The organism is Butyricimonas sp. Marseille-P3923, from assembly GCF_900184685.1.
Classification (GTDB): Bacteria; Bacteroidota; Bacteroidia; order Bacteroidales; family Marinifilaceae; genus Butyricimonas; species Butyricimonas muris.
Genome location: NZ_FXXL01000007.1, coordinates 89,260 through 103,811, shown reverse-complemented (window position 1 = coordinate 103,811; position 14,552 = coordinate 89,260). Strand labels below are relative to the sequence as shown.

10 protein-coding genes are annotated in these 14,552 nt (G+C 46.9%); 1 reads left to right on the top strand and 9 read right to left on the bottom strand.

Translation table 11 applies throughout. The annotated features are described in order from the left end of the window. Positions 1–24: 24 nt before the first annotated feature. From CS948_RS11890 to CS948_RS11865, 6 genes are all read right to left on the bottom strand, one after another. A complete protein-coding gene (locus CS948_RS11890) occupies positions 25–3,636 on the bottom strand; it encodes a SusC/RagA family TonB-linked outer membrane protein (RefSeq protein WP_255301988.1) in 3,612 nt (1,203 codons plus the stop codon). Positions 3,637–3,783: 147 nt separating this feature from the next. Further along, positions 3,784–4,974 (bottom strand): FecR family protein, encoded by a 1,191-nt coding sequence (locus CS948_RS11885; protein WP_099291960.1) that lies wholly within the window; start codon positions 4,972–4,974, stop codon positions 3,784–3,786. A 99-nt stretch (positions 4,975–5,073) separates the two neighbouring features. Further along, entirely contained in the window at positions 5,074–5,637 is a 564-nt protein-coding gene (locus CS948_RS11880; RefSeq protein WP_099291959.1) for an RNA polymerase sigma factor, read from the bottom strand. 328 nt (positions 5,638–5,965) lie between these two features. Continuing rightward, complete coding sequence (locus tag CS948_RS11875; RefSeq protein WP_099291958.1) at positions 5,966–6,802, bottom strand: IS3 family transposase; 837 nt, start codon at positions 6,800–6,802, stop codon at positions 5,966–5,968. Next, positions 6,799–7,227, bottom strand: coding sequence for a hypothetical protein (locus CS948_RS11870; RefSeq protein ID WP_099291957.1), 429 nt, complete (start codon positions 7,225–7,227; stop codon positions 6,799–6,801). Before CS948_RS11870 ends, CS948_RS11875 begins: the two co-directional genes overlap by 4 nt. Before the next feature lie 334 nt (positions 7,228–7,561). Continuing rightward, a complete protein-coding gene (locus tag CS948_RS11865) occupies positions 7,562–8,491 on the bottom strand; it encodes a calcium/sodium antiporter (RefSeq protein ID WP_099291956.1) in 930 nt (309 codons plus the stop codon). A gap of 155 nt (positions 8,492–8,646) precedes the next feature. Between CS948_RS11865 and CS948_RS11860 the strand changes: the two genes are divergently transcribed. Then, entirely contained in the window at positions 8,647–9,909 is a 1,263-nt protein-coding gene (locus CS948_RS11860; protein WP_099291955.1) for an Nramp family divalent metal transporter, read from the top strand. A gap of 5 nt (positions 9,910–9,914) precedes the next feature. On the opposite strand, the gene CS948_RS11855 is transcribed toward CS948_RS11860, so the two are convergent. The 3 genes from CS948_RS11855 to CS948_RS11845 all read right to left on the bottom strand — a co-directional run bounded on the left by CS948_RS11855 (position 9,915) and on the right by CS948_RS11845 (position 14,550). After that, complete coding sequence (locus CS948_RS11855) at positions 9,915–10,472, bottom strand: RNA polymerase sigma factor (RefSeq protein ID WP_099291954.1); 558 nt, start codon at positions 10,470–10,472, stop codon at positions 9,915–9,917. 430 nt (positions 10,473–10,902) lie between these two features. Continuing rightward, complete coding sequence (locus tag CS948_RS11850; RefSeq protein ID WP_099294449.1) at positions 10,903–13,587, bottom strand: zinc-dependent metalloprotease; 2,685 nt, start codon at positions 13,585–13,587, stop codon at positions 10,903–10,905. 87 nt (positions 13,588–13,674) lie between these two features. Beyond that, positions 13,675–14,550: a hypothetical protein gene (locus tag CS948_RS11845; RefSeq protein WP_099291953.1), complete on the bottom strand. Its 876-nt coding sequence runs from the start codon at positions 14,548–14,550 to the stop codon at positions 13,675–13,677. Positions 14,551–14,552 lie beyond the last annotated feature (2 nt).

Genomic DNA, 14,552 nt, shown 5'->3' with positions numbered 1-14,552 from the left:
TTTAACGATTTACCAATCTTTTCATCAAAATCCCACTCTCAGGGAGAACGTCACTTGTCGAGGGACAGGCAGCGCCACACCGCCCGAACGGAAGAACTCCGGATCCTGCCCGTGCAATTTCTTGTCACTGTACAACAACGCCACGTTAGACATGATACACTTCAACGACATCGAACTCAACCCGATATTTCTCACCCATTTATCATCGAACTTATACGTCAGGCTGATATCCTTCAACCGGATAAAAGAGCCGTCGGCAATTCGTTCCGTGGAATAATTATAAGCATTATAAACTTCCTTGTACTCACTGTTCTTCCGCTCATTCTGGCGAACGGAAAGAATAGCGGGTACCGATGTAATATTCTCGTCGCCCGGAATCATCCACCGGTCGAGAAAATCTTTCGGCATAGCCGACAAATCATTATACTCGCTCTTGAAATAATCGTGTAACCGCACCTTGTTCCCAAACTGATAATTCAAGAAAACGGCAAAAGAGAAATTCCCGTACTTGAACGTGTTTTCAAAACCACCAGAGATCTTCGGGTCTACCGGTCCCTCGTATTTCAAGAAGTCCAACTTATTTGTTTCTTGAAAATTAATATCACCTATACAGGAATTACCGTCGGAATCCATCACAGTGGGAATACCTTCACTCGTCAACCCGAGGAAAGGAACAGAGAAAATAGCCCTCACCGGATATCCCTGCCGGGGAGCTCCCTCCGCCTTTACCAGATCCATCACGCGGGGACGGGACTCCAGATTCGTGATCTTGTTCTTGTTATAAGAGAACGTCCAGTTCGTCGTCCAACTAAAAGAAGAATATACCACATTCTTCGTGTTCAATGTAAATTCAACCCCGTGAGACCTCATATCCGCATAGTTAGCGCTCTTCGACTGCTGTCCGCCGATACCGGAAACTCGTACTTTACCGATTAGATCGAATCCTTTTCTCCAGTAGAAATCGGCACTCAAGCTAATCCGGTTATCGAATACACCCAAATCCATCCCCACGTTCGTCTCGTACTGCTTTTCCCATGTCAGATCCTTGTTTTCCAAGGCTCCGATATAAATACTGTTCTCTTTTTCCTGCTGCGTCGGACGTTGTGTTACATCGTTGTACAACACCACCCGCGAATTACTCGACGGTCCCATGCTTGCCGTCAACCCGTAAGTGGCACGCAAGGTCAAGCGGGAAATCTTCTCCAGCGGCTCCATGAACGCCTCGTTCGATATATGCCATGCCCCGCTGACATTCCACGTCGGCAACCAACGGGCGGAAGGAGATTTTCCCAAACGATTGGAACCGTCATAACGCCCCGTGGCATTGAAAACATAAGTTCCCTTGTAACTATACCCCGCCGTGGCAAAAAACGCCACGAAACGGTCGAACTCCTCTTCCATGCCGTAATAAGACATTCCGGCTTCAATCTGTTGCTTCAACAAATCGGGGTCAAGAAAAGGTACACCCCCGCGATCCCACTGGTAACCGAATCCCTGATTACTGGATTTCGTGCGGTTCGTGTAACGCAATTCCTCCCCTCCCATCACGTTCAACGTGTGTATTCCTTCATTAAAAGAAGTGTTATAATTCACCATTATCCGTTGGTAATAATTCAGCATCGAATTTTCACTCCGGTTATAAAGTCCCCCCTTGGGCATCACCACCTTGGCAGGATATCCCGGCATATCCGGGTCCTCGTACAAAAGTTTGTTCCCGTCCCGAATCGTGGCATCGCCTGCCGCCCGGTAAGCCTCCGCCGCGTTGGAATTATCATACACCCGGTGTTCCCGTGTCGTCTTCACGTAACGAACAGCCCCCAGCACTTTCACGTCCAACCCTTTCAACGGTCGGAATTCCAATTCCGTCTGGAATTTCGTATCTAACATATCGATCTTCAACTTGTTCGTTTCCAACTCGTGCAGAATACTGAACGGGGCATAATTCATCGTGTAATACTCGTAATTACCGTCATCGTCATAAGCCCGCAGCGTCCGGCTCGTGTTCAACGCGTAACTGAAAGGATTGATATCGAAATCACGTTCCACCTCCCCGCTAACGGCATTCGTTCTACGGCTGTTCGTACCCGGTGCATCCTGCATACGCAGTGAACCATTCGTCAACAGATTCACGGTCAACCATTTCTTTATATCAAAAGAAGCATTCATATTCGCCGTGTACCGTTCCACCTTATCCGCTACCGACCAACCGGCATCGTTGAAATAACTCATGGAAGCGTAGAAACGGGATTTATCCGTACCGGAAGACAAACTCACGGAATGCACCTGTTGCAAAGAATTACGGAAAAGAACATCAAACCAGTCCGTGTTCGCCATTTCATACTTTTGCAGGAAAGCGTTCTTCGCTTGTCGTGTATTCTTCAAGCCGAACTTCCCGCTCGTTTCATCGTACATGGAAACCATATCCGCCATCTTCTTGTAAACACCGCCATTTTTCTTCCGGGACACGTCCGCATAATTCAACCACCCTTTCTCCTCCATCTCCTTGTACACCATCATCTGCTCCTGCGAGTTCATCAAATTATATTGCTCGTAATCCGGCTTCATCCGTATCGTGAACTCCCCACTATAATTCACCTTCATCGTTCCCTTCTTCCCTCTTTTCGTCGTGATCACCACCACGCCGTTCATCGCCCGCGCCCCGTACAACGCTGTCGCCGAAGCATCCTTCAATATCTGGAAACTCTCGATATCGTCGGCATTCAAACCCGCTATGGCTGAACTGATCAGGGTCTCCGAGTCGCCCGAGGATAAATCGTCGGCAGAAAGCTCCACCACGTCCTCCAGCACCAGACCGTCTATCACCCACAACGGTTTCTGGTTACCGTTGATAGAAGAAGCACCGCGTACCCTCAACTTCGGGGATGCCCCGAAAGTACCCGAAACATTCTGTATCTGCACCCCGGCAGCTTTTCCTTGCAGCATACGGCTGATATCATTCGATCCTTCCACCATTACATCTTCCGCCTTCACGATGGCTGCCGCTCCCGTGAACAACTTGCGGTCGATTCTCTGGTATCCCGTCACAACCACCTCCTCGATGCTCTTCAATTCCTCTTTCAACACCACCCGTTTCAACGCCGTCGTGTCGGAAGCCGCTATCAACCGCATCACGTAACCCACGAAAGAAAATTCCAGCATGGTTTTCGGATCGGTTACCTTCACCGTAAACTTCCCGTCCGCGTCCGTCACCGTTCCCCGCACAACACCCTGCCCGTCGGTACCGTTCTCTTTCACCTTTACCGTCGCTCCCGGCAAAGGCTCGCCTTCCTCGTCCACGACCTTCCCTTTCACCGTGATCTCTTTCTTTACCTTCTCGTCCGCACCAAACAGGATAATCGTGTTGTCCTTGATCCGGAACGAAATCCCCGTACCCTTCAGGCAAGCCTCCAACACCGTTTCAATAGCCGACTGCTTCACGTGCAGGGTAATATTCTTCACCCCCATGATCATGCCATCGTTAAAGAAAAAGGTAAAATCCGACTGGCGCTTCACCTGCTCCATGAATTGTGCGAAACTCCCGTTATCCAAGCTAATATCCAGCTTGACCTGTTGCGCGTGTACCGATCCGAAAGACTGGTACACCGTGAACAAGAGGAGTAGCATTGTTACTTTCATAATTCTGCACATTTTTTTTAATGACCCGTTTTTAGGAGGGTCATATTCTCCATTTTTTTTCATACCTTTGTTTCGTTTAAGTTATTATTGCTGATTAACTTACTCTTGAAGCAAACCGCGTGCCCGCGCAGTTTGCTTCTTTTCTATTTATTTTAATACAATTACAGTCCTGTTCTTCACTTGAAAGTGAGCGGTCCGGGTAGATTCGATTACCTCCAGAATCTCCGTGAAATCCTCGTACTTCTTCACCTCACCCGTGAACGTGACATCCTTCAACGACTCCTCGCTGAACACGATATCCACGTTATACCAACGTGCCAAGCGTCGCAACATATCCTCCAGTCGCACGCTCTTGAACACCAACCGCCCCTTCATCCATGCCGTGTAGATTTCCGTGTCCACTTCCCGTTTTGTTATTTTATTCCCGACCAGACAAGCCTGTTCACCGGGTTCCAAGCGAACCCGTTCCTTCGTTCCTTTCACTTTTATCCCCACGGCTCCCTTCACAAGTGTTGTCGTGATCTCCCGCTCGTCCTTGTACGCCAGAACATTAAATTCAGTACCGTAAACCCGTATTTCCGCACTCTCCGTTTGTACCTCGAAGCGTTTCTCCGGATCGCAGCTCACGTCAAAGTAAGCCTCTCCCTCAAGATACACTTTCCGGTGCTTCCCGACGAACTCCTCCGGGAAGCGCAAACGACTCTCCGCGTTCAACCACACCCGTGTTCCGTCACTCAATTCCAACGAAAACTCGGCGCCTCTCGGAACCGTGATCGTGTTGAACCGTTCTTTCTGCCTCATCGTGCTACCATCCACTTTATACTTGATAATACCGGAGTCCTGCTTTATCGTCACCCTGTCACCCCGGGCAATATGCCGGGAGGACTCCGGCGTCAATTCCACGACCTTGCCGTCAGCCAGTTGAAGAATCGCCTTACTCTCGCCCGCGGGAAGTTCCACCCGAGCCTCTAACCGCGGTTCTGCCGGCAGTACGCCTCGCCCCGGACGGATGTAGAAATAAAAAACAACTGCCAATGGGAATAATATAGCGGCGGCATAACCGACAACACGTGTTACCCGACGCCGTCGAACGGATTGCTCCAACTGTTTTTTCCGATTTAACAACTCTTCCAGAGGCTCTTTCCGGTTAATCCGCCCGTATGCCCGCACTTTCTCCGAGAGCATCTTCTCCCCGACAAGCCTGTCAAACAACTCCTTATTCTCCGGAGATACCTCTACCCACTTTTCCAACCATAACTTCTCCGCATCGGTCAACTCCCCCAGTATACACCGGGAAATCATCTCCGACACGCGAAAAACTTCATCTGCCCTGTTCATATTTCTATAATTACGTTTCTATAGAAGAAACACCTCAGGAAATAAAACGGGGGGATGAAAATCAAAAAAAATAAAAGAAATTTACAAACTTATTAGAAATCAAAGAAAAACATACACGAACATACCCATTCCCAACGCCTGCAAACGGGCTCCCAGCCGTTTCTTTCCCTCCTTCTTGTACTCTTTCGCCGTATCGAGCGCTATTCCCATCCGCTCCGCCACTTCCGATATCTTGTACCCTTCCAGTGAAAGCGTCATCACGTTCCTGTATTGTTGCGGCAACTCCTCTACCACGTGCATCACCCGTGCGTACACGTCTTCCTCCATCACCCTGTCCCAAAAAAGATCCACATCGTCAAATTCCCGTGTAACCATCGCCTCGTATTCCTCCCTCACCCGTTCGTGCCGGAGATAATTGAAACACCTGTTTTTCACCGAATTATAAAGATAGACTTTCAACGCAATCATGTTCTCGAAACGCTTCTTCTGCCCCAGCATCGAAATAAAAAACTCTTGAACCACATCCTTTGCCGCCTCCTCGTCCCGAATATACTTCCCGGCAAAAAGCACCATCGGAACATAAAACTGCTCGTACAATATCGTATAAGCCATGTCATCTTCCTTGGCTAAATGTTCTAATAATATTTTTTGCTCATTCTGCATGATCCCTCTTTCAAACACTCGGTTAACAATAAAATATCCGCCATAAACACACGCTCAAATTTCGAAACCAAATTTAAGAAAAATAACTCATACTCTCCAAACAAAGTTTCCTTTTTTGTCCTATATCCGGATTTATTTACCGTCACTTCAAGATATGTAGTTTCCTGAAATTGGTTTACTCGATTTGATATTCAATAAATTAAAAAATGTAGTATTGTTGTAATCTACTGTTACAAGTTTACTTTAAATAAATGATACTTCCTATCAAAGGTTTACTTTCTTTTCCTTCTCCCGGGGAATTCCCCGGGAGAAGGAAAAATCGCCCGGCTCAAAACATTACCCTGGCAAATTTTTTCATTTTGTCCTTGTAGGCTTGCTCCGGCACTTGACAACAAACGGCCAGGTGTGGTCTTTTCTTGTTGTATATTTCAATCACCCTCTTGACGTGTTTCCTGGCGTCATGAATATCCTTCAACGGGATATCGTTCAACCATTCTCTCTTTAAAATCCCGTTCACCCTCTCGGCGATAGCGTTATCGTATGGAGAGCCGTCCTGGGTCACGCTGACACGTATCCCGTGCAATTTCAATATCCCCGTGTACAAGGCCGAACAATATTGACCGCCCCTGTCAGAATGATGGATCAAGTCCTTGAAAGAGCCGTGTTCTCCGGTCTCTAGGGCATGGTACAAGGCTTTCACCGGACCAGACGAATCCAGAGTCGGGTGTACATCCCAGCCCATGATCCGCCTCGAGTAAGCGTCCGTCACCAGGGAAAGGTAAACAAAACCTTTGCCCGTCGACAGGTAAGTGATATCGCTAACCCATACTTGGTTAGAGCGCTCGACTCGAGTGCCTTTCACCAGGTTCGGGTACTGGTGACGCCACGCGCGGGAATCCGTGGTAATGACGCGATACTTCTTCATTTTTACCATCAAGTCATGCCGGTGAAGCAAACGGGAAAGCCAATCACGACCAACCATCAAACCGTTACCCGTTAGCATCCGCCACAACTTCAGAACCCCCAAACGAGGCAAATCACGACGGATCTCTTCAACAATGGAAAGAACGTAACGTTCACGTTCTTCCTCGTCGTTACTCGAGCGAAGGCTCTTGTAATAAGCCTGCTTGCTGTAACCTAGCGAGTTGCACAGGTATGCTGTCATCGCTTTGCCCTCCCGAGCTTTTTGGCGGTCACTAATCCCGCTAATAACATCTCCTCGTAGTTTTTTTTTACATCCACGTGAAGACGCTCTTTAGCTAACTCAAGCATCAGCTCGTAAGCTTCTACAAGTACCTTTTGTTTCTCTAACTCCTCGCGTAAGTGTTCCAGTTCTTGAACTTCCTTGTCTGTCATTGATAATAAAGTTTTAGGAGCATGCACTGGTAAAGATAAGCGTTTATAACTTGCTTCCGACATCACTCGGGGTTTATATTTAGTCAACCATCCATGGAAGGTAGAAGAACTGACATCATACTTGCTTAAAACCTCCGCGTAATCTAGTTCCTCGATCAAACGATCACGAACTGCTGACAATTTTACCCGAACGGGGAAATGACGATGTTTGATAATTTTTGCTAATTCTGACATTGGTTTACTCTGGTTTACAGTAAACTTTTTTCAGGGTAATACAATACACGTACCCGTGGTTCCCCCGTGGGAACTCCAGACCAGCTCCTGACTAAGTCCTGACCAAGTCCTGTATACACAGGAGTTAGTCAGGACTTGGTCAGGAGTTAGTCAATACCTGATAGCCGGGAAACACCCGAAGAACTCCCGTTGAGATAAGGGAGTAATAAGGGAACAAAGACGTTTCACCTTCGATACAAAGACGTTTCAAAGACGTTCACGAACGTAAATGAATGGTCTTTGACTGGAGAGTGAAAAGGATGTGAAAAATGATTACCCCGGTTATAGTATCTGATTACACGAGCAAGTAAAGCGTATATGCCGCATAAATGGCAAACAACACGATTCCCTCCCCCCGTCCGATACGGAAACCCGTGCGCATAAAAGGCAAAAGGAGTAAGGAAGAACCCACCATAACCCCCATGTCCAGCCAATTGATCTGGTTCGTTTCCACGGGAGCGATAGTTGCAGTCAATCCAAGTACCGCCAGTAAATTGAAAATATTCGAACCGACCACGTTGCCGATAGCTATATCCGTCCGCCCCTTGACAGCTGCCACCACGGAAGTTGCCAACTCCGGCATACTCGTGCCTGCCGCCACGATCGTCAACCCGATGACCGCCTCACTCCAACCCAAGGTTTTCGCGATAACCACGACATTATCCACGAGTAATCCCGATCCCCAGACAAGCAATCCCAACCCCGCGACCATAAACACGATATCCAACACCCAACTCTTTGTCGGTCGAATCTCTTCATCGGTTTCAGCCACTTCACCCCGTTTCGCCTTGTAAATACAATACACCATATACGCGCAAATCCCGGCAAAAAACAATATTCCCGCCCATCGGGCAAATACCCCGTTACGGAAAATGACAACGAACAGAACCGTCGCCAATAACATCACCGGCATATCGAACCGGATCAACCGGGGATTTACCCGCAAGGGATAAATCATCGCCGAAATACCGAGTATCACGCATATATTGAAAATATTCGATCCCATGACGTTCCCCACGGCAATCCCCGGCGTACCGTCCAACGCGGACTGCACGCTCACGAGTAACTCCGGGGCACTCGTCCCGAACGCCACGACAGTCAATCCCACCACCAGCGGTGAAATTCCCAAACGAACGGCAAGCGAAGAACTCCCTTTCACCAAAAAGTCCGCCCCGAAATAAAGCACCGCGAGCGAAGCAACTACAAGAAGAACCGGTACAAGCATAAAGCTAAAAGTTAAAAGTTAAAAACTAAAAGTTCATGTTCACGGAACAATTATTCATCGTTATTCGTACTTTTGAAGTTTCAAAAATAGAAATAAATTTACACTATCAGCTCTTAACTTTTAGTTTTTAGCTTTTAGTTTTTAACTCAATCGGCATGTTAAAGCATTTCAAGGAATTACTCAACACGGCAAAACATACCCCGAAACTGGGGGGACTGGAAATATTCAAGTATATCGGACCGGGGCTACTCGTCACCGTGGGATTTATCGATCCCGGTAACTGGGCGTCCAATCTTGCCGCGGGAGCTGAATTCGGTTATGCCTTATTGTGGATGGTTACACTCTCGACAGTCATGCTTATCGTCCTGCAACACAACGTGGCGCACCTCGGGATTGCCTCCGGATTGTGCCTTTCGGAAGCCGCCAGCGAACACTTGAAGCCCCGCTATGCCAAAGGCATTCTCTATTCCGCCATACTCGCCTCCATATCCACCTCGCTCGCCGAGATTCTGGGCGGTGCCATTGCCTTGCAAATGCTGTTCGATATTCCCGTACGTGCCGGCTCCTTACTCGTATTGGTGTTCGTGGTAATTATGCTTTTCACGAATACTTACCGGGTGATCGAGAAATGGATCATCGCTTTCGTGTCAATCATAGGCTTGTCATTCATATACGAACTTTCACTGGTAGACATTGACTGGAACGAGGCACTTCCCGCGTGGGTAACGCCCGCTTTCCCCGAAGGCTCCATGGTCGTGATCATGAGCGTGCTCGGTGCCGTGGTTATGCCTCACAATCTCTTCCTGCACTCGGAAATTATCCAGAGCCGACAATGGAACATACAGGACGATAAAATCATCAAGAAACAACTGCGTTACGAGTATGCCGACACGATACTCTCCATGGTCATCGGTTGGGCAATCAACAGCGCCATGATACTGCTTGCCGCCGCCACGTTTTTCCGTAGCGGAACACCCGTCACGGAGTTAGAGCAAGCCAACTCGCTACTCACGCCGCTGTTGGGTAATAACGCCGCCGTGATCTTTGCCGTGGCACTTCTGTTTGCCGGAATTTCCTCGACCATCACTTCCGGTATGGCGGCAGGATCTATCTTCGCCGGCATATACAAGGAGCCTTATGATATTAAAGACAGTCACTCCAAAATCGGCGTACTGTCTTCCCTTATTCTCGCCTTTGCACTAATCATGCTAATATCCAACCCGTTCCAAGGACTGATTTACTCGCAAATGGCTCTTAGCGTACAACTCCCGATCACGATCTTCACGCAGGTACACCTTACCTCGTCCTCCAAGGTCATGGGAAAATACAAAAACTCCGCTTACACGAAATGGCTGCTGTATGTCATCGGGGGAATCGTCACGGCATTGAACGTGATGCTGTTGATCAGTTTCTTTTAAATCATTCAGAGCAGGAACAACAACACGGAATCTTTCAGTTTTTCACGCAAGAATTTAAAACTACGGCTCTTTTGCGTTTTCACCGTGTGGATTGTTATGCCCAGCTTTATAGCGATCTCCGGACCGGTAAACCCTTGAATACTCAACTCCATAATCTCCCTAGCTCCCTCGGGCAACTCTTTCATATAATTGTAAAGCTGACGTAATAACTCGTCCCTCACGGTAACGGCAAACATCTCGTCAGAAAACTCTTCTTCTGTTTCCTGTATGATTTTCTGTTCTATCCCCTTGCGGATTTGTAGATTTCTCAGATAAATCAACGCATTATTGTAACACGCCCGGTAAAAGTAAGAGGTCAACTCTTTCATATCCGGAAAGTGCCTAGAAGATTTCCAAACAGCCACCAACACCTCCTGCACGATATCCTGCGCCTGATCTTTATCCCGTATAATACCGTTCACATACGAACAGAGAACTGAATAATACTTCTCATACAATTCTTCCCATGCCCGTATATTCTTTTTATTAATACCTTCCAGTAAAGAATCAAAATCAAACGACATAAATAGATTTTAAAGCTCGTAACAAAGATATGGATAAAATCAATATCTTCCATTATGATCTCCACAAATATAAACCAATAAACACGGCTCTTTCATTTAAGAAAGATTTGCGCAATCTTTCTTGACATTAAATAATTGAACTAATGAAATTTAGCTACAAAAAGCAACAAATAAAACTACACTTTCCTTGCTCTCTCGTATCACTCTCTTTTCCCCCTCGTTCCCGAAGGTCTTTGAAAGGACTTTAAAACGAGTTTAAAAGGACTTTGTTCCCTAACTTCACCGGGAACTCTACGGGAATATCATGGGAATACATCGGAATCACCCCGGTGAAAACTGGGCATGATTCCAAAAAACTTCCCCTTCTGTACAGAGAGTTGGAAGGGGAAGTTTCAACATCAAACTTTAAATTTTGAACTCTAAACTTCTACTATTTGCTAAATGAATAACTCGTATCCAAACTAGTCAGTATATACTCGTAAAGTCCCCTGTCCGCAGGATCAGCTGTTGCAATCTTACTCTTTACCAAAGCATAGATTTTTTTTAACATAGGAACGATCTCGTTTTGCATATTTGCCAGAAACATCGAATTTATATCACCTTGGAAAGGAAATTCATTTTCTCCAAAACGATTCTTTAGTATTGAGCAAGCCACGGTTCCTTTACCTTCACGATTTTCTATCTCTTTCAACTTGTTATAAACCATATCACTCATTCTTATATCACCTATTCCATAGGCACGAATCTCTTCTAACGAGGGGTACAACATCTTGGCGAAGCACGGGTCGCTTTGTACCGAAGTGACACCCACCATATTGTTACGTACGACACGATAAAACATATTCACATGCATGACCGTCCACTTTTGCATAATTTGCTCCTCTTCCGACAACTTTTTTCCCAGCCGAGTAGAAGCAAATATTCCCGTGTACAAATCATCATAATATTCCCGAAGCGAGTAAGCCTTCTGGTCCCCAGCGATATGTGACGACCGTATCACATTCGATGTGTAAGTCCTTTGTAATAATGTCATAAAATGTCCACAAAACTCGCTTGAAATATTCTCGTGTAAACCGAACTTGCCAGTCAATTCGGGAGCGTTAATCCAACCACAATCACGCAATTGCCCGATTACCCAAGCTACAGCTTTCTTTTGCACCTCTCGGTCTACCGGTTTAACAGCCTCCCCCTTCGTACCATCTTTCACCTGTGTCAATTGAATCCCGCCAATTTGGTAAGCCACGTTCGTCAAGTAACGCATATATTGCATAACTATATTCCCGTAAATCTCTTTCCGGTACCTGAAATCCGGGTCATCCGTGATCCACTCGTCGAGATGTGCCAAAATATATTTCAAATTCTTAATACCGTATTCACTGGCTTTTAAAGGGTCATCCCCCAAATCTTCCTCAAGGGATGAAGGGTCGCACCGAATTATAATCTGCTGGCGACCGTAACGGTAAAGAGGATCGCCCGCCTTCTCGTCTATCCACCGCTCGGCGATTGCCGCCTCTTCCCACTTATCTTTTGCATCGGGAATCGGGGTATAGAGCCACTTGATAACATACTCGTCATACACACCCAACTCGGGAGGTGTCAACTTCACACCCCGGTCACCCGGTTGCGCCACGTAATTGTAACGGGCGTAATCCATGATAGAAGCCGTTGTCCCGTATTTTTGGGTAAAGGAAGCAGAACGCAACGAATCGACCGGGATAGCGGCAGAACCGGCCATATTGTGCATCAACCCCAGCGTGTGCCCGATCTCGTGCGCCACAACGTAAGTCATCGATTCATCAAAGATCTCTTTCGGCATCTTCTTTGTCCTTACCCGGGGATCGACTTGCGCGGTCTGCACGAAACGCCAGTTATTAATCAACTTGACGATATCATTGTAAATAATCACAGAAGCATTGATAATCTCTCCGGTTATAGGATCCACCCAAGAGGGGCCCATAGCGTTCGCTACCGCCGTAGGAGAGTAACGCACGCAGGAATACTTCAAGTTATCCGGGTCAAAAGTCGTATCGGCTACCGGGAAATCCCGTACCTGCACCGCATTCTTGAACCCGATCTTTTCGAAAGCCTTGTTCCAAGTCAAGATACCAACCTTTATGGGAGCTTTCCACTCTTCTGGAAAAGCATCGTCCACGTACCACACGATTGGCTTCACGGGTTCTACCAACTCCCCCCGTTTCCATGCTTCCATGTTCTTGGGCTCCAAACGCCAGCGGTTGGCAAGATAATAAGGGCGCAATCCATCCTCTTTCTGCGACAACTCGAATTTTGAAAGAGCAATCTCCCCGTATTTATCATTCATAGTTGGGAACACGCCGACTCGGGAATCCTGTATCCTTGGTTTCATCTTATCCTCCGGCAGCAGAAGCATCGAAATATTGGAACGCACGGAAATCTTTCCAAGCTGTGCCATATACATTCCTAGACCTAATTCCAACGAAACCCGTTGATTTATCTCCACGGAAACATTATCATCAAAAACTTTTATTTTCCCGAAATAAGGCTTCTCGTTCTCTTTCTCGTTCTCTACTAAAGAAAAATTTCCCAATAGCCCTCCTCCTTGCGGAGAGAGCTCCGGATTATTATACAACAAATCCGTCACCTCGAACACGATAGCCGTGCTATCGTCATTATAAGTCTTCACGGGGAAACGCTTGTAAAAATCCGACATATAATTCTGTTCCAAGGCTTTCTTCGCCCAAGGCTCGTCAGTCCCTAACGTAACTGCCCGGTTCGGGATATTGAACAACACGGAAGAATCCTGCAACTCAATTTTCAAATGCAAGGGATTGAGGTATTTATACCCCACGTTCACAGCCATTGCGTCTGAAGAAGCCGAGATCGTTCCGCCCAACAGAACTTCCCGCCCCAAGTGCTTCAAAGGATACTCGAAATAAATCTTTTCTCCCACTCTATGGATGGTCATCAGACCGCCCTTCACTTCCACTCTTCCAGGTTCCTTGAGAAATTCCGCATATTTACTTAAAGGTTGCGGACTTTCCGCTTTCTTGTTCTTTTTCCTGTTGCCCGTTCCATCCGCGGCAAGACAAGGGAATCCCAGTGCTACTAAAAGTAGCATCACATACAATCTTTTCATTTCAAACATTTTTAAATTAAACAATGATTATTGCCGCACAAGGCGACGTTTATTCCGTGATTCTATGATTCCTTTAATTGGCAATCGTTAATCCTTTTTATTTTGAATTGTTTTATTTCCGATCTCTCGTAAATCAATTTTGTAATTTTCCAAAATATATTCCCGCAAAATATCGTATTTCTGTTGCACCAGCGGGTATTCCAAATCCGACGCCCACTCCTCCGCGGTTCGGCTGACCATGCTATCGATAAAATATCTCAAGTCTTCACTCTTATCCAACATACCTGTCTGCCAATCCACCCGCCGGCACCACTCGGTACCGTTACTCATCGCAACAAAACCTCTGGCACGGGCATAATCGGGAGAATCAGGGTTATCAGTGTCCGCCTCGTAAGAATAATCACTTACCGCGTAAAACTCGTCCGGTATCGTGATTATTTCTCGGGTAATCCAATCTCTCAACAATACTCTTTGAAGCTCGGATTTAAAAGCCTGCTTCATTTCCCCCGGCATATCGACCAACACGCCCGAACAGCAACCGACCGCAATCTGCCCCTGGGCTACACGAGCGTAAATAGTGCCACTGCCACCCTCCAGCGTTCCTGCCAGAAAGACCTTCCGGGGCATATACTTTTTATGAAATTCCTCCGGGTAAAACCTGAACCAGATTTCATCCAGCAAATCCAGCATATTCCCCGCGTATAGCGGGTCGGGAGCCGTGTAAGAGTAAATCAAACTGCCGCCCCCCTGCCGCCAACTGAAATCAGCCTCCGTGTACTCGTACAAGAAATAAGTCCCGTACTTGTCAAATAAACTCACGATGCGGTCATCCGCCGGGGATTTGCCTTGCGGCAACACGTAACCCTGCTCCAAAGGTTCGACGTCCCCAAGTTGCTTATCCTCGGCACAAGCACCCGTTAAAAGGACACTCCATAATATCAAATACAATCTTATCGCTTTCATAA